The 21,442-nt window shown below is 66.6% G+C and carries 19 protein-coding genes, 1 other RNA gene and 1 pseudogene; 11 read left to right on the forward strand and 10 right to left on the reverse strand.

Annotated features, from left to right (window positions below):
- Nucleotides 1-53: 53 nt before the first annotated feature.
- Nucleotides 54-641 (forward strand): LAPAL motif-containing putative phage structural protein, encoded by a 588-nt coding sequence (locus HMPREF2990_RS08725; RefSeq protein WP_070764132.1) that lies wholly within the window; start codon nucleotides 54-56, stop codon nucleotides 639-641.
- 248 nt (nucleotides 642-889) lie between these two features.
- Here the strand turns inward: HMPREF2990_RS08725 and HMPREF2990_RS08730 are convergent, their stop codons facing one another.
- Entirely contained in the window at nucleotides 890-1,576 is a 687-nt protein-coding gene (locus tag HMPREF2990_RS08730; RefSeq protein WP_070764134.1) for a DUF3800 domain-containing protein, read from the reverse strand.
- 160 nt (nucleotides 1,577-1,736) lie between these two features.
- On the reverse strand, nucleotides 1,737-1,925 hold the full coding sequence (locus HMPREF2990_RS08735; protein WP_070764136.1) for a hypothetical protein: 189 nt from the start codon (nucleotides 1,923-1,925) through the stop codon (nucleotides 1,737-1,739).
- Nucleotides 1,926-2,016: 91 nt separating this feature from the next.
- Between HMPREF2990_RS08735 and HMPREF2990_RS08740 the strand changes: the two genes are divergently transcribed.
- Nucleotides 2,017-3,783 carry an exonuclease domain-containing protein gene (locus HMPREF2990_RS08740; protein WP_070764138.1) on the forward strand — a complete coding sequence of 589 codons (1,767 nt, stop codon included), beginning with the start codon at nucleotides 2,017-2,019 and terminating at the stop codon, nucleotides 3,781-3,783.
- On the opposite strand, the pseudogene HMPREF2990_RS08745 reads toward HMPREF2990_RS08740, so the two are convergent.
- The 5 genes and pseudogenes from HMPREF2990_RS08745 to HMPREF2990_RS08765 form a co-directional block, all read right to left on the reverse strand.
- Nucleotides 3,780-4,834, reverse strand: a pseudogene (locus tag HMPREF2990_RS08745) (NAD(P)-dependent alcohol dehydrogenase). The gene HMPREF2990_RS08740 and the pseudogene HMPREF2990_RS08745 sit on opposite strands and share 4 nt — an antisense overlap.
- Nucleotides 4,835-4,858: 24 nt before the next feature.
- The gene (locus tag HMPREF2990_RS08750) at nucleotides 4,859-5,569 is read right to left on the reverse strand and encodes a hypothetical protein (protein ID WP_070764140.1); all 711 of its coding nucleotides are present in this window, start codon (nucleotides 5,567-5,569) and stop codon (nucleotides 4,859-4,861) included.
- Nucleotides 5,570-5,588: 19 nt separating this feature from the next.
- Nucleotides 5,589-6,476: an SURF1 family cytochrome oxidase biogenesis protein gene (locus HMPREF2990_RS08755; protein ID WP_070764142.1), complete on the reverse strand. Its 888-nt coding sequence runs from the start codon at nucleotides 6,474-6,476 to the stop codon at nucleotides 5,589-5,591.
- 6 nt (nucleotides 6,477-6,482) lie between these two features.
- Entirely contained in the window at nucleotides 6,483-6,965 is a 483-nt protein-coding gene (locus tag HMPREF2990_RS08760; RefSeq protein ID WP_070764144.1) for a low molecular weight protein-tyrosine-phosphatase, read from the reverse strand.
- Nucleotides 6,952-7,608, reverse strand: a complete 657-nt coding sequence (locus HMPREF2990_RS08765; RefSeq protein WP_070764146.1) for an HAD hydrolase-like protein — start codon at nucleotides 7,606-7,608, stop codon at nucleotides 6,952-6,954. The genes HMPREF2990_RS08760 and HMPREF2990_RS08765 overlap by 14 nt, the downstream gene beginning before the upstream one ends.
- A gap of 23 nt (nucleotides 7,609-7,631) precedes the next feature.
- Here HMPREF2990_RS08765 and HMPREF2990_RS08770 point away from each other — a divergent pair, with 23 nt between their 5' ends.
- The 5 genes from HMPREF2990_RS08770 to HMPREF2990_RS08790 all read left to right on the forward strand — a co-directional run bounded on the left by HMPREF2990_RS08770 (nucleotide 7,632) and on the right by HMPREF2990_RS08790 (nucleotide 12,456).
- Nucleotides 7,632-8,777 carry a Nif3-like dinuclear metal center hexameric protein gene (locus tag HMPREF2990_RS08770; RefSeq protein ID WP_070764148.1) on the forward strand — a complete coding sequence of 382 codons (1,146 nt, stop codon included), beginning with the start codon at nucleotides 7,632-7,634 and terminating at the stop codon, nucleotides 8,775-8,777.
- A gap of 19 nt (nucleotides 8,778-8,796) precedes the next feature.
- A complete protein-coding gene (locus tag HMPREF2990_RS08775; RefSeq protein WP_070764150.1) occupies nucleotides 8,797-9,486 on the forward strand; it encodes a zinc ribbon domain-containing protein in 690 nt (229 codons plus the stop codon).
- The gene (locus tag HMPREF2990_RS08780; protein ID WP_070764152.1) at nucleotides 9,487-10,602 is read left to right on the forward strand and encodes a bifunctional RNase H/acid phosphatase; all 1,116 of its coding nucleotides are present in this window, start codon (nucleotides 9,487-9,489) and stop codon (nucleotides 10,600-10,602) included.
- A gap of 21 nt (nucleotides 10,603-10,623) precedes the next feature.
- An RNA gene (gene rnpB, locus HMPREF2990_RS08785) (RNase P RNA component class A) lies at nucleotides 10,624-11,024 on the forward strand.
- Nucleotides 11,025-11,070: 46 nt separating this feature from the next.
- On the forward strand, nucleotides 11,071-12,456 hold the full coding sequence (locus HMPREF2990_RS08790; RefSeq protein WP_070764154.1) for an RNB domain-containing ribonuclease: 1,386 nt from the start codon (nucleotides 11,071-11,073) through the stop codon (nucleotides 12,454-12,456).
- Here the strand turns inward: HMPREF2990_RS08790 and HMPREF2990_RS08795 are convergent.
- Nucleotides 12,453-13,658, reverse strand: coding sequence for a galactokinase family protein (locus HMPREF2990_RS08795; protein WP_070764156.1), 1,206 nt, complete (start codon nucleotides 13,656-13,658; stop codon nucleotides 12,453-12,455). The genes HMPREF2990_RS08790 and HMPREF2990_RS08795 overlap by 4 nt on opposite strands.
- Nucleotides 13,659-13,755: 97 nt before the next feature.
- On the opposite strand from HMPREF2990_RS08795, the gene HMPREF2990_RS08800 reads away from it, so the two are divergent.
- Nucleotides 13,756-13,935 (forward strand): hypothetical protein, encoded by a 180-nt coding sequence (locus HMPREF2990_RS08800; protein ID WP_070764158.1) that lies wholly within the window; start codon nucleotides 13,756-13,758, stop codon nucleotides 13,933-13,935.
- Here the strand turns inward: HMPREF2990_RS08800 and HMPREF2990_RS08805 are convergent.
- Nucleotides 13,932-15,410: a CYTH and CHAD domain-containing protein gene (locus tag HMPREF2990_RS08805; RefSeq protein ID WP_141757858.1), complete on the reverse strand. Its 1,479-nt coding sequence runs from the start codon at nucleotides 15,408-15,410 to the stop codon at nucleotides 13,932-13,934. The two genes, HMPREF2990_RS08800 and HMPREF2990_RS08805, sit on opposite strands and share 4 nt — an antisense overlap.
- 55 nt (nucleotides 15,411-15,465) lie before the next feature.
- Between HMPREF2990_RS08805 and HMPREF2990_RS08810 the strand changes: the two genes are divergently transcribed.
- Genes HMPREF2990_RS08810 through HMPREF2990_RS08820 form a run of 3 tightly spaced genes read left to right on the forward strand, consistent with a single transcriptional unit; the run spans nucleotide 15,466 to nucleotide 20,101 of the window.
- The gene (locus HMPREF2990_RS08810; protein WP_070764160.1) at nucleotides 15,466-16,800 is read left to right on the forward strand and encodes a glutamine synthetase family protein; all 1,335 of its coding nucleotides are present in this window, start codon (nucleotides 15,466-15,468) and stop codon (nucleotides 16,798-16,800) included.
- Nucleotides 16,801-19,827 (forward strand): bifunctional [glutamine synthetase] adenylyltransferase/[glutamine synthetase]-adenylyl-L-tyrosine phosphorylase, encoded by a 3,027-nt coding sequence (locus HMPREF2990_RS08815; protein WP_070764162.1) that lies wholly within the window; start codon nucleotides 16,801-16,803, stop codon nucleotides 19,825-19,827.
- A 16-nt stretch (nucleotides 19,828-19,843) separates the two neighbouring features.
- Nucleotides 19,844-20,101, forward strand: a complete 258-nt coding sequence (locus HMPREF2990_RS08820) for a hypothetical protein (protein WP_070764164.1) — start codon at nucleotides 19,844-19,846, stop codon at nucleotides 20,099-20,101.
- Here HMPREF2990_RS08820 and HMPREF2990_RS08825 read toward each other — a convergent pair.
- The gene (locus HMPREF2990_RS08825; protein ID WP_070764166.1) at nucleotides 20,073-21,407 is read right to left on the reverse strand and encodes an MFS transporter; all 1,335 of its coding nucleotides are present in this window, start codon (nucleotides 21,405-21,407) and stop codon (nucleotides 20,073-20,075) included. The two genes, HMPREF2990_RS08820 and HMPREF2990_RS08825, sit on opposite strands and share 29 nt — an antisense overlap.
- Nucleotides 21,408-21,442 lie beyond the last annotated feature (35 nt).

The following is a 21,442-nucleotide window of genomic DNA, read 5'->3' on the forward strand; positions in this document are numbered from 1 at the left end:
AGGTGTCTACCTAACGGGGGTCAGGTCCCGTTGTCGGCATCGGCGGTGGGCTGATGTCGTTGATAACAGCAGCGATTTACGCCTTAAAGAGGCTTACGCAGGGGAAGAATGCGACAAGAGATGAGCTCATTGACCAGCTGGGAGACGAGCTGCTGGCCGAGCACGTGAGAAAGCTGCAAAAACACCGTCAATTTCGAGAAAATGTCAAGAAAGTAGTCAAGCCACTCACGCGGGAGGGGATTGCAGAGCTAACCCTCAAAGACCGTGAAGGGAAGATACTGGTGTCAATTGATGAGAATGAGGCAGAAGGAATCCTGGATCTCGAATCCGACGCCCGGTCCGCTGTCCGCTACGAAGACGCGATAATCACAATTGGCACTCCGCAGATGGAAAAGCCGTTGAAGCTGAAATGGCGTCTTGAGCATCCCGAGTATGGTTCTATCACTGCGTCGCTACAAGACGAAGATTTCGCCGTAGATGTCCTCAATGGCAGCGTCAGGTTCTATCGGGGGAGTAAATTCAAAACGAAGCTCAGAGTAGAGGAGGAGACTGACGTTACCGGTCAAGTCATTGCCCGGAGTTTTGAGATCGTTCAGATTGAACAAGAAGGGGAGGAGTATCCGACATTGGATCTTCAATGATGGCTACTTGTCACGCCTAGTTCTCTGATCGTCGCGACGACTCCTGGCACACACTGCTACTTGGGCGGCCGGCTTCCGCTGTGGAGAGGACCTACGGCATGTGCGACACTGTGGCGGAATTGTTCTTGCGGGGTAGACGTCTTTACCTAGTAAAGTGCCTCGGCTAGTATCAGAGATAGGTTCTCGTCTTCATAGGCGAACCAACCCCGCCGCACCCCTCGCTGAAAAGCGAGGGGTGACGTGCACCGTCACCATTTCCGGTGAAAGCCTCTCTGCCAGAGTGGTTGCATAGTGGCGAACATGTCAGCCATAGCCTTATTCGCTCGAGCATCACTAAACGGCAAAAACTGCGAACGGCGGTACACATAAGCCACCAGGTCGACTGCTTGGACCAAGCGGCTGTAGCACGAAGGGGTGAAATGCAGCCCGTCCGAAAACTTCGGCAGTGTGCTTCCAAAACGGCCGGGAGTGCCGAACTTCCTTGCCCGGGCATACATGCGTTGGTAAGTCGATTTGTTTCCGACGTCGTCGCAGATTCCGATGACCCGCTCGTCGTTGTAAGCCGCGTAATCGTTAACTTGCTCTAACGCGAAAGTAAGCGCCCACCGGTGTGCATCACCAGGAGCTTTGACGCGCAGGTCGACGGATCCGTGGCATACTGCGGCTCCCTCAACTGACACGATCGCATCAATTGCATCCTGATAAATCCGGACACGGGCGCGAGGCGCGATGCCCTCCCATTTACCTTCTCCACCAGAAAGCTCGTATCCGTGGAGTTCAATTTCGTCCGGACAGTTGTGCTGTCTCCGGGCCTTCTCGACCACATCATCGAGTTTGGCCTCAAGCTCGCCAATCCTATCTGCTGGTAGCACCAAAGCCACCAGGGCGTGTTCCTTGTCCCTGGCATACGTCTCATCCAAATATGCAACCAGCACGTTTTGCTCACTTTTGATCCGTATCCATAACCTCCGTTCAACCCTAGCAATCTCATCGACTACTACCTACCGGCAAGAGCCGTGCGTTCTTTTCACTTTGGTGGCTTGACGGCTAGCTCCATTTAGACCCGGAAGTCGCTTGCCCCGACGAGCCACTGACTTAGCCGCCGATCAGCCAGAAAAGCGACTCGTAACGGTCGAGCAGCGCTTCCTCGCGGAAGGTCGCCTCCCCGGCGTGACGTAAACGGCGCAGCATCGCGACGGTGTACGGCGACATTTCGTGCTCTGCTTCGTCACGCTCGGCTCGAAGTTCCGCACTCGTCTTCGGAATGAACAATGGTGCTGGCATGATTCCACCTCGCTTCAGTGATAGCCGCAGATACCTGACTGTAAACTACAAGGTTCTGCAAGCTTTACGCGGCACCTAGGAGAACGTGGCAGTGGATCAGCTCAACGGTTATGCGGTCATTGACCTCGAGACCACCGGCTTTGGCAAGTATGACCGGGTTTTAGAGATCGGCGTGGTACTGCTCGACCCGGACCTGAACGAGGAGGACCGGTGGCGCACGCTGGTCCAGCCGATGCGCGACATCCCCAACTCCGAGATCCACGGCATCACCGCGACCGACCTGGTGGACGCGCCTACGTTCGACCGCATCGCCGAGGAGTTCCGCGCGGTTGTGGGCCACCGCACGCCGGTGGCGCACAACGCGCCGTTTGAGAAGCGTTTCCTCGCCGCCGAGTTCGCCCGCGCGAACGTGCCCGATACGCTGCCGGAGCGGTGGGTGGACACGATGAAGTTGGCGAGGGAGCACATGGGCGTCGGCAAGCTGAGCGAAGCGTGCGAGGTTGCGGGCATCCGAAACGAGAAAGCGCACTCCGCGCTTGGCGACGCCGCCGCGACCGCCGAGCTCTTACGCTACTTCCACCGCGAGCACGGGTGGGGCTCCCGGATTGGCCAGCTGAGCGGCAGCTTGCCGGCGAGCGGGGCGCGCGCCGAGGACGCCTACCGCGACACGCTCGCGAGCGCGCTGCGCGACAAGCAGATCACGCGCGAGGAGGCCCACGAGCTCGAGGCCGCCGCGACCGGGCTCGCCCACGAAGACGTCGAGGCGATCAACGAGGAGTTCATCCGCCAGCTCGTCGTCCAGGCCTGGGCCGACGGCGTGGTCACGGACGCCGAACGCACTGAACTGCTCGCCATCGCCGACGCGCTCGAGGTGGACCGGGCACTGGTCGAGCGCCTCATCAAACCGCTGCCAACCGACATCACACTTCACCCCGGCGACCGCGTGGCGCTGACCGGCACCCTCGCCATGCCTCGCGACGTGTGGACCGCCCGCGCCATCGCCGCAGGCCTTGACGTCGGCGGCGTGACCAAGAAATGCGCCGTCCTTGTCGCCGCCAACCCTGACACCATGAGCGGCAAGGCGCGCAAGGCCCGCGAGTACGGCGTGCCGATTGTGGGGGAGTCGCAGTTCGCCCACCTCATTGCCTCTATGGAAAACCCCGGCCCGCTTACCGACGCCGCCGCCACCGAGCCGTCTCCCGCCCGCACTGCCGCCGCGTGGATCGCCGAGCATCCGGACCGCCCGCTGCACGAGCTGGCGCCGCAGTTGCGTCCCGGTGATGCGCCGGAGGCGACGGGGACTGGGATCGATAAGTATCTCGACCTGTGGGGCGAGCACTTCCCGCAGACGCTTGCGGCCAGCGCCGCCGACCTGCGCAAACTCCACGGGGTGGGGGAGAAGCGGCAGCTGAAGCTCGTGGAACTCGTGGTGGAGCTCGCTGCCGACGGCATCGCCGCCGCGCCCGAAGCGCCAGAACCCGCGCCGCAGCCGGTCTCCCCGTACGCGGAGCCTGCGCCGACGACGCCGAAGGACACCACCGATTGGGCCTACCCGACGCCGGAAGAGCTCATGCAGGAAGCGAACAAGCCGCTCACCTCGCCGCCGATGCAGTACGAGGACCCCTTTGCCGTCCTTGCGGCCGAGGAGCCGAAGAAGAACCGCGCGGCGCAGGTGTGCAAGTGGTCGGCGATCACCGTCGTCGCGTCCTTCATCTTCCTGATGATCCTGGTCGGTGCGCTGGGCGCAGCCGACGACAACCCGTTGGCCATCCTCACCGCGCTGGTCTTCCTCGGCGCGGGCGTGAGCACGGTGGTCTCCGGCATCGTGGCGATTATCGTCTGGTTCCGCCGCCGCTAGTGCTCGGCGAACGTGGAGGTGTCGATGACGAAGCGGAACTTCACGTCGCCTGCAACGACCCGCTCGTAGGCGGCGTCGACCTCGTCCACGCCGATCTTTTCAATGACGGCGCCGATGCCGTGTTCGGCGCAGAAGTCGAGCATCTCCTGGGTCTCGGCGATGCCGCCGATGTTGTTGCCGGTCAAAACTTTGCCGCCGCCGACCAGGCTGCCCATGTGCACGCCCAGCTGCCCCGCGGCAGGCCGACGACGGACATGATGCCGCGAGGTTTCAGCAGCTTCAGGTAGTCGTCGAGCGAGTAGTGCGCGGAGATGGTGGACAAAATGAGGTCGAATTCGCCGCAGTGGTTGTCAAAGAACTCCTCGTCCTCGCCGGTGGCGAGCATGCGGCTGGCGCCGAGCTCGTACGCTTCCTTCTCCTTGCGCAGTGAGCGCGAAATCACGGTGACTTCTGCGCCTTTCGCCGCGGCGATTTGCACACCCATGTGGCCGAGTCCGCCAAGTCCGACAACGGCAACCTTGTCGCCTTCCTTCACGTCCCAGCGGGCGAGTGGCCCGTAGGTGGTGATGCCTGCGCAGAGCAGGGGAGCGGCGACGTCGAAATCTAGCTCCTCGGGGATCGTGCAGACGAAGTTCTCGTTGACCACGACTTTTTCCGCGTAGCCGCCCTGGGTAATTGTGCCGTCGACGTCCTTGGAGTTGTAGGTGCCCACGTTGCCGTTCAGGCAGTTTTGCTCCTGGCCGTTTGTGCACTGCTCGCACTCGCCGCACGAGTTGACCAGGCAGCCGACGCCCACGCGGTCGCCGACTTTGAACTTGGTCACCTTGCTGCCCACCGCTTCAACGACGCCCGCGATCTCGTGGCCGACGGTGAGCGGGAAGTGCGCTTCGCCCCACTCGTTGCGGATCGTGTGAATATCGGAGTGACAGATACCCGCGGCCTTGATGTCAATGACCACGTCGTCTTCGCGCGGGTCGCGCCGTTCGATCTCCACGATCCTAAAAGGGGCGTCGGGGTGTTCCTTTTGCAGCACTTTGCTCGTGATTGTCATGCTGGCAATGCTACGCCCGGAAAGCTAGTTCTCCTCCTCGGCAAACAGGACAGTGAACAGGTTGTCAATCGCGGCGTTGCGGGCCGCCGCGCGCGCCGCCGCGGCCGTCACCGGCTTCTTCGCGTCCGGTGCGGTGTGCGGGGCGGGGCGGCCGTGCACCACTGCAGTCCGCGTCGCACCGGCATCGATTTCATTGAGGTAGACCACTGCGGTTTCCCCGTCGGCGGTGCTGAAGATCCCGGCCTCGCCACCGTTGGGGATCGCCGCGGCGATCAGGTCGGGGATCAGCCCGTGCGAGCCGTTGACACGATCCGGCTCCCACCCGCCCGCAGAAAGATCGTAGGAGACGTCCACCACGTCCCACTCGCCGAACTGCAGGCGCGCGGTACCGGTGTCCAGCGAGCCCGGGTCGGGCACCACCGTGACGTCGCGCAGATCCGTGCCCGCCGGTGCGCACACGGCGCGGATGTAGGCGGGCAGCTGCGCGTGCGTGGTGGGGTAAAGGCCGGTGTTGTCGGGGAAGGTGATGTTGGTGAAGAAGGGTTGCGCGTCGGCGTCGATAAGCGAGAGCACCGTCGTGGCGGGCGCAAGCCGGAAGCACTCGAGGTCATCGCACACGCCGTCTTCCACATCGGCCGGCTCGATGCCGGGACTTAAACGCAGCCCGGCGCGGTCGAAGAGGTCGAGGTGGGCGGCCAGGATGTCGCGGTCGGTGACGGTTAATTGCGGTGGCATCGGGCGGGTCCTTCCTTCGCTAGCGTTCCTCCTGCCTATCGTAGGCCCGTTGCCACGGGTTGCGCCTGCTTTGCCCGTAGCGCTCGCGCGGGGGCGCGGCGGCGGCCTCCTCGACAGCGGGAGTAGCGCCGAGTTCTTCCTGCTCCTCGCGGAAGCGGCGGCGCTCGCGGGCCTCGGCGAAGATGAAGTAGAGCAGCCCGGCCGGGGCCATGATGCCAAAGGCGATCCACTGCAGCCCGTAGGAGAGGTGGTTGCCGGTTTCCAGCATGGGCAGCGGGATCGCGGTGAGCACGCCGGGCTGGTCGGATAAGAGTTGCAGGTAAGGCGCAGCAAGTGAGGTGCCGGTCAGCTCGCCGACTTGCGCCGGGTTGATGGAGTAGACCATGTCGTAGCCCTGGTCGTGCATCGGCGCCTTGGTGTGCTCTGGTTCGCCGGCGAGCAGCATCGCCGTGATGGTGACGTCGCCTGCTGGGGCGGGTGCGATCTCGGGGACGTTCGTGGAGTTCTCCGCAGGCACCCAGCCGCGGTTGACCAGGATGGTTTCGCCGGATTCCAGCTCGAAGGGGCGCAGGACCTGGAAGGCGGGGTTGCGGTCCACCGGCCGCAGGCGCAGCAGCACGTCCTCGCCCACGTAGCGGCCGGTGGCGATAACGCGCGACCACTCGTCGTCCGGGCCGAAGCCGTCGAGTACTTCGGCAAGCGGGACCGGGTCGTGGTCGAAGGCCTCGGTGATGTGCTCGTTGCGCTGCTCGAGCGCCTCATTCTTGCCCAGCTGCCAGGGCGCGAGGAAGGTAAAGGCGTAGTAGGAAAACAGGGCGATCAGGATGGCAGCGATGATCCAGCCGGGGTTGAGCAACGCCTTCCACCCGCGCTTAGTGCCGCCTGTCTTACCCTGTTTGCCCTTCACGCCTGCCTAGTCTAGCTGGTCGTTCACCCAGGCGATAATGCCGTCGGCGGCCGCCTCGATCTGTTCGCGGGTGGTGGTAAAGCCGTCCGTGCCGCCGTAGTAGGGGTCGGCAACACCGGCACCTTCGGGCGCGGCCGGGTCGAAGGAGCGGATGAGCCGCACGTGGTCTTCGTCGACACCGCGGGCGACAAGCTCGGAGACGTGGTTGGTATCCAGCGCGACGATGAGGTCGGCATCGTATCGGTCCCCACCGAACTGGGCGGCGACGTGCTGCGAGCCGTCGTAGCCGTGCGCGGCCAGCTCTTCGCGCGCCCGCGAATCGGCCGGGCCGCCGACGTGCCAGCCGCCGATGCCTGAGGACGTCACGCGCACGCGCTCGCCCAGCCCGGCTTCTGTGAGCTTGTCGCGGATGATCACCTCGGCCATCGGCGAGCGGCAGATGTTGCCGGTGCAGACAAAATCGATGTGGAGCGGTTTAGCGGTATTCATTGACAATCTCCTCCAATTCGCGCGCAGAATGCGCGGTGTGCGTGGCTTGCGCCCATTCCTCTTCCGTGCCGTAGCCCCAGGTCACGGCCACCGACGGCAGCCCGAACTCGGCGGCGCCACCAAAATCGTGGGTGCGATCGCCCACCATCACGGCCCGCGCGGGCGCGTGCTGCGTCATCACGTAATCGAGCACCTCGATCTTGGTGCTGCGCCCGACGTCGTGATTCGCCGCGCCCAGAAAGTCGATGTGCTCCAAGATCCCGGCGCGCTCGAGTGCGAGTCGCGCAAAGCGCTCGCTTTTCGACGTCGCCGTGCACACCCCAATCCCTTCCCCCTTCCATCGGGCGATCAGCTCGGCCATGCCGTCGAAGACCTCGAAGCGCTGCCAGCCTTCGCCGGACATGTAGGCCGAGTACGCCTCCATCGCCTGATCCATCTGCGCAGGCGAAAGGCCCGCAGCGGCCATGGAGTCGCGCATCGGCGGGCCGGGGATGCGGCGGATGAATTCCTCACGGGGGCGTGTGAGACCCACGGCGTCGATGCCGCGCAGGAAGCCCTCGCGGATGCCGGGGTAGGAGTCGATGATGGTGCCGTCGACGTCGAGAAGCACTGTTAATTGCGTATCCTTCACGGCCCCCAGCATGGCAAATTTGTAGGCTGGTTGCCATGACTGTCGTAGCTGATGTTGTTCGCGCACTCGAGACCGCCTACCCGCCGCAGCTTGCCGAGAGCTGGGATGCAGTGGGGCTGATCTGCGGCGACCCGGACGCCGAGGTGGAAAAGGTCGCCTTCGCTCTCGATTGCACCCAGGAGGTCGCTGAGGCCGCGGTCGCCGCCGGCGCGCAGATGCTGGTTGTGCACCACCCGCTGCTCATGCGCGGGGTGACCTCGGTGGTGGCGAACACGCCGAAGGGCAAGGTCGTCCACACCCTGATTTCCGGCGGCTGCGTCCTGTTCGCCGCGCACACGAACGCCGACTCCGCCCGCCCGGGTGTCTCCGACGTGCTCGCCGAGCTCATCGGCGTGCGCCCCGGCCGCCCGATCAAGCCGATTTTCTTGAACGGCACCGACAAGTGGGGCGTGCACGTCCCGCCGAAGGATGCGGACGGGCTCAAGCGCGAGCTCTTCCACGCCGGCGCTGGCGCGATCGGCAACTACCGCGAGTGCGCGTTCAGCCACGAGGGCACCGGCGAATTCACCCCCGTCGAGGGCGCCGACCCCACCGATGGCCAGGTGGGCAAGCACTACACCGCGCGCGAGGTCCGCGTCGAGTTCGTCGCCCCCACGAAGCTGCGCGCAAAGCTTATCGACGCCCTGCGCACCGCCCACCCCTACGAAGAACCCGCCTTCGACATCGTCCAGCTCGCCGAGCCGGAAGGCACCCGCGACCTGGAAACCGCCTACGGCCTAGGCCGCGTCGGCGAGCTGGACACACCGATGACGCTGCGCGAGTTCACCCAGCAGGTCGCCGACGCCCTGCCCGAGACCGTCTGGGGCGTACGCGCCGCCGGCGACCCGGACCAAATGGTGCAGAAGGTGGCGGTCTCCTCCGGCTCGGGCGATAGCTTCCTTGCCGATGCCGCGAAGCTCGGCGTGGACGTGTACGTCACCTCGGACCTGCGCCACCACCCCGTCGACGAGCACCTGCGCGCGGGTGGGCCCGCGGTGATCGATACGGCGCACTGGGCGAGCGAGTTTCCGTGGACGCAGCAGGCGGCGAGTATCGTTGAGCCGCTAGGCGTTGAAACCCAGGTGCTGGATATCCGCACCGACCCGTGGACGGTGTCCGCACACCCGAACGCTAAGAACTAGAAAGAGGTAAGGAGCAACCGTGAAGCTTTCCGCTACCGAGCAGCCGGTGCTACTGGAGCTGGCGCAGGCCGACCGCGTGGCCGCGCACCCGGATTCCGCACGCCCCGAGGAACAAGAGCTGGAGAAGCTGCTGAAGCAGCGCAAGGACCTGCAGGCCGCCTCCGCGGCCGCACAGATGGCCGTGGACGACATGGAGCTGGAGATCCTGCGCATCCAGGAAGACGAGCGCAAGCTGAAGAAGCGCGAGCTCGACGACAAGCGCCAACTCAGCGCCGAGACGAACCCGGAGCGCCGCAAAGACTTAGAGCACGACCGCTACGCCGCCAAGTCGCGCATCGCCGACCTGCTCTCCGAGCTGAAAGAGGCCCACAACGAGATCGCCGCACTGCGCAACAACCGCGACAACCACGGTGCGCGCTTGGACGAGATCGACCGCAAGGTCGAGGCCGCCCGCCGCGCCGTCGAGGCGCTGCCAGTGCGCGAAGAGGTGGACACGGGTGCCCTGCGGGCCAAGCTGCCCGCAGACGTCCTCGAGGCCTACGACTCGGTCGGCGCCGCCGCCTTCAACGGCCGCACCTGCAACGGCTGCTTCATCCAGCTGCCCGCCACCGAGCGCGCCGAGGTGATGAGCGCGGATCCGGACACCGTGCCGCACTGCCCGAACTGCGACACCCTGCTCGTACGCGTCAAGCCGAACCCGGAGGCGTAGATGAAGGTCGCAGTCTTTACCGACGGCGGCTCGCGCGGCAACCCCGGCGTCGCCGGCTCCGGCGCTGTGCTTTACGACGAGTCCGGCGCAACCCTCGCCGAAATCGTCTACGTTGTGGGGGCGAAATCCTCCAACAACGTCGCCGAGTACCACGGCCTGCTGCGCGGGCTCGAGGCCGCCGCCGAGCTGGGTGCGACCGAGGTCGCGGTGTCAATGGACTCCAAGCTCGTCGTCGAGCAGATGAACGGGCGCTGGAAGATCAAGCACCCCGACATGCAAAAGCTCGCCATGCAGGCCCGCAAACTTGCTGGCTCCTTCGAGCGCGTCACCTACACCTGGGTGCCGCGCGCGAAGAACAAGAAAGCCGACGAGCTGTCCAACCTCGCGATGGACGCCGCCGAAAAGGACGGCACCCCGCGCATCGTTGAAACTGGCAGCGCCGCCGCGGCGAAGAAAGCCGAAGCCCCGCACGCTGCCGCGCTCGTCCACGGCGCAACCGACACCCCGCGCACCCGCTTCATCCTGCTGCGCCACGGCCAGACAGAACACTCCGCCGAGCACCGCCTGTCCGGCGTGTCCAACCCGGAGCTGACCGAGCTCGGGCAAGCGCAAGCGCGCCGGGCAGCCGAAGCACTGCGCACCTTCGGACCGATTGACGCGATCGTGGCCTCCCCGCAGACCCGCGCCCAGCAGACGGCGCAGGCCGCGGCCGACGCACTCGGCTTCGACAGCTTCGAGACCGTCGACGGTTTCCGCGAGATCAACTTCGGCGACTTCGAGGGGCTGACTCGCAAAGAGGCGCAGGAAAAGGATGGGGAGGCGTTTGGGGCCTGGGAGGCGTCGATAAGCAAGGCCCCTCCGAACGGCGAATCGATCACCGCGCTGCACCGGCGGGTGACCCGTGCGCGGCTGAAGCTGCAGGAGCAGCGCGAGGGGCAGACGATCCTGGTGGTGACCCACATGATGCCGATCAAGTCCGTGATCCGGCAGGGCCTCGGCGCGGGCGCGGAGGTGTTCACGCACAGCTTCCTCGACCTGGCCAGCATTTCCGTGGTGGATTTCTGGGCGGATTTCGGCGTCGTGCGCTGCGTGAACGACGTTGCGCACCACCGGTAGGGTATAGTGACGCCTTGCGAATGAGTCGGCCGGGTGACCGCGGCTGCCCGTACCGCCGCGCATGCGGGCTGGCGGGCGGCCGAGGAAAGTCCGGACTCCACAGGGCACGGTGGTTGCTAACAGCAACCCGGAGTAATCCGCGGGAAAGTGCAACAGAAAGTAGACCGCCCGGCGTACGCCGGGTCAGGGTGAAAGGGTGCGGTAAGAGCGCACCGGCGCTGGTGGTGACATCGGCGGCCAGGTAAACCCCACCGGGAGCAAGGCAAGAATCCGCGCTGTTTAAAGCGGGGATCGTCGGACGCGATGAGGCTGCCCGCCCATGTCCGAAGGTAGCTGCTTGAGGCGCCCAGCGATGGGTGGCCCAGATGGATGGTCACCGCCCTTAAAGGGTACAGAATCCGGCTCATAGGCCGGCTCATTCGCCTTTTGTACAGCGCGCTGCGTGCGCGTCTGGCACGATGGCGGGGTATGAAACTCTATGCCGCGCCGCTGAACTTTCGCGCCATCGCGCGCGAATTTTCCGTCCCCACCGATTTCGCGCCACCGGTGCTCGAGGAAGCGGCGCAGCTGAAAGACCAATTTGCCGCCGAGCGTATCGACGCCCGCTCGATCCCCCTTGTCACCATCGACCCGCTCGGCTCACGCGATCTGGACCAGGCCGTGCACATCGCCGAGCGCGGTGCCGGCTACACCGTCACCTACGCGATCGCGGACGTCGCATCCTTCGTCGAGCCCGCAGGCGCGGTCAAGGACGAGTCGCTGAACCGCGGCCAGACGATCTACCTGCCCGACGAGCCTGCGCGCCTGCACCCGCCAGCCTTGAGCGAGGACGCCGCCTCGCTGCTTCCCGACGTCGACCGCCCCGCCGTTTTGTGGACCTTCGAACTCGACCAGTGCGGCGAAGTTGAGCACGCCCACGTCGAGCGCGCTCTGGTGCATTCGGTGGCGCGCCTGGACTACGAGGGGGTCCACGCCGATTTCGAGGCGGGCACGCCGCACCCGTCGATTGCGCTGTTGCCGGAGGTGGGGCGGCTGCGGCAGGGGAGTTCGTTGCGTCGAAAAGCGATCAACCTGCGACTGCCGAGCGTGCGCGTGGGTGGCGATGAGGACGCCTTTGAGCTGTTCATCGAGCCGCGGCACCCGGTGATGGACTACAACTCGGAAGTTTCGCTGATGACGGGCATGGTTGCAGGCCGGATGATGGTCGAGGCCGGCGTCGGCTTCCTGCGCACGCTCGGGCCCGCGACGCGTGAGGCGGAGGCGGAGTTTCGGCGCGAGGCCGCGAACTTGGGCTACGAGGTCACAGGCGAGATCGGCGAGTTCCTCGCGGGCATCGACGCGGACACGCCACGCGGCATGGCCATGATGCGCGAGGCGCAAAAACTGCTGCGCGGGGCGGGCTACGTCGACCTGGCGGAGAAGGACGCGGAGGTCCACGCCGGGATCGGCGGCTACTACAGCCACGTCACCGCACCGCTGCGCAGGCTGGTCGATCGCTACGCCACCGAGGTCTGCCTGGCCATCTGCGCCGGCAAAGACATCCCGGAGTGGGTGTACGCGGATGCCCCGCGCGTGCTGAAAACGATGGGACGGACCTCGCAACTCGCGCACACCGTGGACAAGGCCTGCCTCAACCTCACCGAGGCGACCGTGCTCGCGCCCTGGGTCGGCCACAACTTCGACGGGGTTACCCTGCAGGTCAACGACGCCGAGGAGGCCCGCATCTTCATCGCCAACCCGCCGGTACTTGCGCCCTCGCACGGCGCGCCGGGGGAGGGCACCGAGACGAAGTTCTCGCTCGTGCGCGCCGACCCAGCCGCGCGCGAGGTGGGCTTTGCTTGGCCGGCCGACTAATCCTCGAGACAGGCGGTGCGGCCCGGCGTGATCTCCACGATGTCGAAGTCTGTGGCCATCGTGCGCGCGAACTCGTCGGCATCGCGCACCGATACCAGGGCGAGCACGGCCTTGGAGGTACCGGTGGCCGCCGGCCGCGCCGCGAGCGCCCCGCGCGTCTTGCACAGCTTCACCAGCGCGTCCGGCAGCGCTATGCCGCGCATCTCGGTCGGGGAGTTGACCAGGGTAAACAGGTCGTTCGTGTGGCGCGAGCGCAGCGCCTTGGCCACGGCCATGCTGCGCAGGGTTTCCGCTTCGCAGAAGTGCACCCAGGCGCGCGCCTTCTCCGGCGTCGGCGCGGTCTCGTCGCCGACGGTGCGGCGCGCGGTGACCCACTCGACGACGCGCTCGATGGCGTCGGGAAGCTTGCGTAGCGAGGTGACGCCGAAGTTGGCGCACGCGGCGTCGATAAACGCGCGGTGCTCGGCGATGCGGGCGACCTCGCCGTCGTCTGCCTCGCCGAACTTCTCCGCCACCGAGAAGATGCGCACGCCCTCGCGGCCGGGGTGCGGCGCCTCGGTGAGCGAGCCGTCGGCGTAGTCGATCACCGCGATGCCGGTGCCGCTTGCGCGCAGGGCCGCGGTGTGGCGCGAGCGCAGGCCGGTGAGCGAGGAGTAGGAGTCGACGGCCTGGGAGGCGATGTCGGCCAGGCGGGCGCGGAACGGCGCGTCGTCGATCTCTGCGTGGCCGGCTGCAAGCGCGAGGCACATTGCCGCATCGGCCGCCCACAGCGCGCCGAGGCCGGCGCCGAGCGGGATGTCGGAGACAACCGTGACGTCCAGGCCCGCCGTGTCGCGGGAGAGCACCTGGCGCTGGATGAGCTGGTGGACCAGCCCGCCCCAGCGCTTGGCCAGCGGGTGGTCGGCGTCGGCGGGCTCGCCGAGCGGGGCCGTTGCCACGACGTCCTCGGAAGCGGGCGCGGAGGCGGCAAAGACGAGCTGGTTGTCATCGCGCGGGCTGACCGCCACCGCCGCGCGCAGGCTGGACAGGCCGATCAGCGTGGTGCCGCCGAAGTGGTCGACGTTCTCGCCGGCCAAAATCCACGTCGCTGGGGCGCTCGCCACGTGTGCAGGCGCGTGCCCGGTGCGTTTCTCGTGGGCGGTACGTGCGCGATCCGCCACCGGGGCGGCGTGCTGGGCGGTCGGGTCGGTCCACAAAGACATACGGCGTTCTCTCCAGTCGGTTGGCGTGAAACCCCAGACTACCAACCGTGCGCGGCGGGTAGGGTGGGGCGAAAACGACCCCAGCAAAGGAGCAACAATGGCTGACGACAAGTTCTACTTCAACCCCACCACCGGCGAGGTCACCCAGGGCAAGGTCGCGTCCTGGGATAACCGCATGGGTCCGTACGACACCCGCGAGGAGGCCGCGCACGCCCTCGAGATCGCAGCCCAGCGCAACAAGGCCGCCGACGAGGCGGACGAGGACTGGGAGGACTAGAGCTTCTTCAACGCCTTCTTCACCTTCTTCATCGCCTTCGGGTAGCCGGCGAGTGCGGCCCGGCCGAGCTCGAGTTCCCGCTGGTAGAGCACGCCGTAGGCAAAGGTGTCCTCGCCGCGGGCGTGCGCGGCATGTGCCAGGCGCACGAGGTGCTCGCGCGTGGTGACCGAGTCCTGGAAGTCCCCAAGCACCGACTGCAGGTTCACGCACGCCTTGACCAGCGGCTTCGTCTTCAGTCCGGAATCGGATGCGGCGACTGCGGCGTAGCGCAGCTTCTTCGCCGCCTTGCGCACGGCGTGCACGTACGCCTCGCGCTTGGCCAGCGGCAGCGAAGCATCGTCGGCGTACTTTTCCATCTTCGCGTGGCGCTTCTTCAGCTTTTTGTAGGCACCGCGCAGCTGCGCATAGAGCTCCGCGTCGGTCTGCTCACCGGCCCGCTGCAGCTTATCGACGTCCACCAGCAACTCCCCAAACCGCTCCGAGTCCAACATCTGCACAATCTCGGCGTGCGCGACCTCGTAGACCTCGCGCATATCGCGGTTGAGGTGCGCCGCGGTGGCGGCATCGATGGTGCCGGTCTCGTCGGTGGCAACCAGGTCGTGGACGCGCTGCTCGACGACTTCGGCGTCGCGCGCTTTACCCAGCACCGCGGCCGCGTGCTTGAGTTCGGCTTCCAGGTGGGCGACGTCGGTGCCGCTGTAGGCACCTTCGAAGGTCTCCAGCAGCGAGCGCATCGTGCGGGTGGACACGCGCATCTGGTGCACGGCGTCGTCTTCGTCGGCGCGCACGCGCGGGGCGTAGTCGACGATCCTGTCTCGTGTCTCGCGAAGCGCCGCGTCAACCGGCCCGGCTGGCAGGCTGTCTCCGAGTGCTTTGACCAGCTTCGACGGCGCATCCGCAGGAAGCGCGCCCGCCGCCAGCATCGCCTCGGAGGCGTTATTGAGCAGCTGCTCTCCGGCCTCGGTACCTGCGACCGCCTCGCTCAGCTCCAGCTCCCACTCGCGCCAGGACTGCTTCTGGCCTCCGGGCAGGAAGGACTCGGAGGAGACATGGTCGTCGCAGAACTCGGCGTACGCGGTGCCGCCCTTGCCCAGCACCGATTCCACGCGCCGGTTGTCCACCCGCGCGATCGGAATCAGCGGCGCATCACCAATAACTTTCGAGACAGCGTCGAGGAGTTCGGCTGGGACCTCCGCATCGGAAGCGTCGGCAAGCGGCACCTGCAGCTCGCGGCGCGCGCCACCTTCGCCCGGAAACTTGACGTGCCAGCCGTCGTCCGTGCCGCCGGTGCGGCGACGCAGCACGGTCTTGGCGCGCGTGAGCCGCAGGTCCTCGGTGTCGAAGTAGGTGGCGGAGAGGTTGTGGGTGGTGGTGGAGGTAATGGACAGCGTGGCGTCGACAAGCGAGGGGCCCGGCGGCTTGACCCCCTCATCGACGGCGAACTTGACCTCAACTTCCAAAACTTCCTGCGGCATAATTCCTCTCCTCACATCGACTCAACTCCCAGCCTAGCGCCGCTACAGTGGGAGTATGAACACTCAACAGGAAGACGTGCTGCGCAAAGTCGAGCAGCAGGACATCTCGTTTTTGCGGCTGTGGTTCACTGACATTTTCGGCTCGCTGAAGACCGTGATGATGTCGCCGGCTGAGCTGGAATCCGCCTTCGAAGAGGGGGCGGGCTTCGACGGCTCGTCGATTGAGGGATTTACCCGCATCTCCGAGTCCGACACCTTGCTCAAGCCCGACCCGTCGACGTATCAGGCGCTGCCCTTCGACGAGGATTCCGGGCTGCAGACCGGGCGCATGTTCTGCGACATCCCCATGCCCGACGGCGAGCCGCTCTACAGCGACCCCCGCCAGGTGCTGCGGCGGCAAATCGAGAACGCCCGCGACATGGGCTTCGAATTCATGGCCAGCCCCGAAATCGAGTTCTACGTGGTCAAACCCTTCGAACCCGGCGAGCGCCCCCGGCCCGCCGACCTGGGCGGCTACTTCGACCAGGCCAAGCGCAACGAGGCGCCGAAGCTGCGCCGCCAGGCGATCGCCGCGCTGGAATACATGGGCATTGTCACCGAGTTTTCCCACCATGAGGCCAGCGCCGGCCAGCAGGAGATCGATCTGCGGCACACCGACGCGCTGACCATGGCGGACAACGTGCTGACCTTCCGCTACATCGTAAAAACGGTCGCGGAGGCCAACGGCGTGCACGCCACGTTTATGCCCAAGCCGTTTCCGCACATGGACGGCTCGGCGATGCACACGCACTTCTCCCTGTTCGAGGGCGACGAGAATGCCTTCCACGACCCGGACGACGAGATCAGCCTGTCGCGCACCGGCCGCCAGTTCATCGCCGGCATTATCGAGCACGCCAACGAGATCTCCGCGCTGACCAACCAGTACGTCAACTCGTATAAGCGCCTGCAGTTCGGCTCCGAGGCGCCCACCGCCGCGACCTGGGGCGTGTCGAATCGTTCCGCGATGGTGCGCGTGCCCACCTACCGGCTGCACAAGGCGGAGTCGCGCCGCATCGAGGTCCGCTCGCTCGACTCGGCCGCCAACCCGTACCTGGCCTATGCCGCCGTGCTCGCCGCCGGCTTGCGCGGCATTTCCGAGGGCTACGAGCTCGACGAGCCGGCCCGCGACGATGTCTTTGCGCTCACCCGCCGCGAGCGCCGCGCGATGGGGTACCGCGACTTGCCGAACTCGCTCGACCAGGCGCTGCGCTACCTCGAGCAGTCCGAGTTCATGGCGGAGGTGCTCGGCGAGCAGGTCTTCGAGTACTTCCTGCGCGCCAAATGGGACGAGTGGCACGACTACACCAGCCAGGTCACGCCCTGGGAGCTCGACAGCGGGATGGATCTGTAAATGGCGCTTCCCACCCCGGCCAAACTCGGGCTCGCTTCGCCGCGCGCCGCGCAAGACATCGAGGAGCTTTCGCTTGACGACGCCGCACTGCTTTGGACCCTTGCCGGCGCCGGCGACCCCGACCTCGCCCTCAACACCGCGCACCGGTTCGCCGGCGCGCTGCCTGCGGAGTGGAGCGAGGTGCGCGCGGCGCTCGCGGCCGACTCGGCGTTCTGCACCCGCTTCTTCGCGCTGCTCGGCGGCTCGACGGCGCTGTCGGACCATCTCGTGGCCAACCCACATTTGTGGCGCGAGCTTGCCGCCCCGCTACCCACCGAGGAGGAGATGCGCGAGTCGATGCTTCGCGCCGTGGAGGCCGAGCACATCGACGAGGCGACGTACCGCGCGGGCGCGCGCTTTAGCGACAAGCACGCCTCCAAGGATGCGCTGCGCGAGACCTACCGCACCCTCATGATGCGCATCGCCGCCGCCGACCTCGCGGGCACGTTCACCCCGCTCAAGGGCCACGGCGGCACTTCGCCTTTGGGGTATTCGCGCACCACCGCACTGCTCACCGCGCTTGCCGACGCCGCCCTGACCGCAGCCCTCGCCGTCGCCATCCGCCAGGTCTACGGCGACGACGACCCCGACACCGCGCTTGCCGTGCTGGCGCTGGGCAAGTGCGGCGCTCGCGAGCTGAACTACATCTCGGACGTTGACGTCATCTTCGTCGCCGAGGACGCCACCGCCAAAGCCACGCGTACCGCCAGCGACTTCATGCAGCTGGGCACCGCCTGCTTCTTCGAGGTGGACGCCAACCTACGCCCCGAGGGCAAAGCGGGCGCGCTCGTGCGCACCCTGGACAGCCACGTGACCTACTACAAGCGTTGGGCGGAGACCTGGGAGTTCCAGGCGCTGCTCAAGGCGCGCCCGCTCACTGGTGCGCTGTCGCTGGGTGAGCGTTACGTCGAGAAGCTTGCGCCTTTGGTGTGGGAGGCCTCCCAGCGCGAATCCTTCGTCGAGGACGTCCAGGCGATGCGCCGACGTGTGCTGGACAACGTGCCCGAGTCGCTGCGCCAGCGCGAGCTCAAACTCGGCGAGGGCGGCTTGCGCGACGTCGAGTTTGCCGTGCAATTGCTGCAGCTCGTCCACGGCCGCATCGACGAGAGCCTGCGCGAGCCGAACACGGTCGAGGCCCTGACTTCGCTTATGGTTGGCGGCTACGTCGGCCGCGAGGACACCGACAAACTCATCCGCGCCTACGAATTCCTCCGCCTGCTCGAGCACCGCCTCCAGCTGCAGCGCTTCAAGCGCACCCACCAGCTGCCCGCCGCCGACGACGTCAAGCGCCTACGCTGGCTCGCCCGCACCGCAGGCTTCCAGGCCACGGCGCGCCACACCGCCGTCGAGGAGATGCAGCGTGCGCTTTCGCAGCTGCGCCGGGTCGTCGCAAATCTGCACGAGCGCCTCTTCTACCGCCCGCTGCTCGAGGCCGTGGTCGACCTGTCGATCGGCGAGGCCACCTTTTCCGCCGACGCCGTCAAAGCGCAGCTCGCCGCGCTCGGCTACCGCCACCCAACGCGCGCCTACGACCACCTTAATGCCCTGGTCAAGGGCACTTCGCGCAAGGCAAAGCTGCAGGCGATCCTTCTGCCCACACTCATGCACTGGCTCGCCAGCACCGCCGACCCCGGCGCGGGCCTGCTCAACTACCGCAAGCTTTCCGACGCCGCCATCGACCGCAGCTGGTTCCTCCGCATGCTTCGCGACGAGGGCGTCGTCGGCATGCGCCTCATGCACATCCTCGGCAACTCGCCGTACACCTCCGACCTGATCATCTCCGCCCCCGATGTGGTCAAGCTGCTCGGCGACGGCTCCAGCGGCCCGCGCCTGCTCGAGCCCGCGCCCGACCAGGTGCACAAGGCAATTATCAACTCGGCGAACCGGCACCGCGACAACCCGGACAAGGCGGTGGCCGTGGCGCGCTCGCTGCGCCGCGCGGAGCTGGCGCGCATCGCCTCGGCTGATCTGCTCGGCATGATGGACGTGCGCCAGGTGTGCACCGAGCTGACCATCGTGTGGGAGGCGGTGCTGCAGGCCGCGCTCGAATCTGAGATCCACGCCGACCTTGTGGAGCAGGGCCTGAGCACGCAACCCGCCCGCATCGCGTTTATCGGCATGGGCCGGCTTGGCGGCGCGGAGTTGGGCTACGGCTCGGACGCGGACGTGATGGTCGTGGCGGAGCCAGTGGGGGAGACGACGGAGTCGGATGCCACCGCCTGGGCCGCCCGCATCGTCGACCAGATGCGCAAACGCCTGGCCAAGCCTTCCGACGACCCACCGCTCGAGGTGGATCTCGGCCTGCGCCCCGAGGGCCGCTCGGGCGCGGTGGCGCGCACGATTGCCTCCTACGAGCGCTACTACAGCGAGTGGGGCGAGGTCTGGGAGAAGCAGGCGCTGCAGCGCGCCACCGTGGTCGCAGGGCATGCGGCAACCGGCGAGGCCTTCCTCCACATGATCGACCAGTTCCGCTACCCCGCGGGTGGGGCCAGCCGGGCTGACATCCGCGAGATCCGCCGCATCAAGGCCCGCGTGGACAACGAGCGCCTCCCGCGCGGCGCCGACCGCGCCACCCACACCAAGCTGGGCCGCGGCGCGCTCGCCGACGTCGAGTGGACCGTCCAACTGCTCACCATGATCCACGCCCACAAGCACCAGGGCCTGCACACCACCTCCACCCTGGACGCGCTCGACTTCCTCGCTGAACTCGACGACCCGGCAGTCCTGCCCGCCGAGCAGGCGGAGATCCTGCGCACCGCGTGGCTCACCGCCACCCGTGCCCGCAGCGCGCTCGTTTTGGTCTCAGGCAAGCGCACCGACCAGCTGCCCGCGCCGGGCCCGCAGCTCGCGCAGGTGGCGGGCTCCGCCGGCTACGACCCGGACCAGCAGCAACAATTTTTAGAGGACTATCTGCGCATCACGCGCCGGGCACACCAGGTCATCGAGGAGGTGTTCTGGGGAGAGCCGCCCACCCGCGAGTTCGATTGAGCCTAGAGTGGGGGACATGGCTGTGCACTTTTCAATCGATTTAAACGATGCGACGTTTGCGGACTTGGTGGCGCTGGTGGAGGGGGCGCGTGTGGCGGGCGTCGACAAGCATGCCCGGCTCGAGCTCGAGGACACCACGCTTACGCTCGAGGTCGAGCCCGACACCCGCCGCACCACTACCACGCGGACGGAGACCCAGCTTCCGCAGCTCGGCGATGCGGCGATCCGTTCGGTGGTGGACATCCTTACCGGGCGTCAGGAGCCTCCGCGCTAACGATCTTCACGCTCGGGCTAGCAATCCGCTTCGCTTTGCGACGCGACACGAGCAACCCCACCAGCAACACCGCCGCCGTCACATAGAAGGCGATCCACGCGTGCTGGAAGTCCGCCCACTGGTAGGTCTGGCCGTGCGCCGAGTGGTCCAGCAGCACGCCGACCGACTGCGCGGCGATCATGCAGGAGACGAACCCACCCATGTTCGCCAGGCCCGTGCCGGTGGCAACCATGCTGGCCGGCAGATGCTCGCGCACCGCGTCGAAGCCGAAGTTCGAGGTCGGCACGCACAGGCCCATGAGCACCGCGACCACGAGGATCGCACCGAAACCGCGCGGGGCATCGGAGGCGAAAAACACCATCCAGGCCACCGGCGTGACCGCGCCTAAGACGAGCGCGGCGAGGTCGCGGTTGGCTCCCATGCGCGCCGACAGCGCGCCGATCGGCGGGGCGGCGACCACGTTGACCACGGTGAACGCAATGAGCACGGTGCCCGCCTGGGCTTCGGAAAGGCCCATGCCGAGCGTCATCAGTGGTACACCCCACAGCAGGGTGAAGCTGAACATCCAGAAGATGCACCAGCCGTGGATGAAGAACGCCTCCCACGTCACCGGGGAGCGCACGACCGTGCCCAGGATCTTAGACAGCGGCATTGCGGTCGAGGACTCCTGCTTCTGCTGCTTGATCTCGCGGCGCTGGCCGGGCGTCATCTCCGCCCACTCGGGCGTGTCTGCCACCGCGATCGCGGCGAGGATGGCAATGAGCAGGCCGAGCGCGCCGAGTGAGACGAACGCCACCGTCCAGCCCTTCGCGGACAGCAGCGCGAAGAACGGCACGGCGGAAAGGAACTGGCCGACCTGGCCGACCGCAGCGGTCAGCTGGGTAAACAGCGGCGTCTTCCGGGGCGGGAACCAGTAAGGCAAAATGCGCATCGCGGACAAGAACGCGGTGGCGTCGCCCGCGCCGATGAGCACGCGCGCGGCGAGCGCGACCCCGTAGCTTGTGGTCAGGCCGAGCGTGATCTGGCCGACCGCCATCACGATCGCGCCGACGACCAGCATGAACCGCGGGCCCAGCTTGTCGATCAGAAGCCCGGTCGGGATCTGCGCCGCGGCGTACACGCCGACCTGGACCGCAGTGAACACGGCGATGCGGGAAGCGTCGACGCCGAAACGGTCGATCGCCTCCACGCTGGCCACGCCAAACGACGTGCGCCCCAAGATGGCGACGGCGTACACCGCGACCGCCCCAAACCACACAAAAAGCGCCTTGGATGTGATCTGCTCGCGAGGGTGAACATTTGCCATGGCAGCCTATGCTAATCCCCGGCGCGGCGTTATGC

Origin of the sequence: Corynebacterium sp. HMSC071B10 (assembly GCF_001814825.1) — a bacterium.
Lineage (GTDB): Bacteria > Actinomycetota > Actinomycetes > Mycobacteriales > Mycobacteriaceae > Corynebacterium.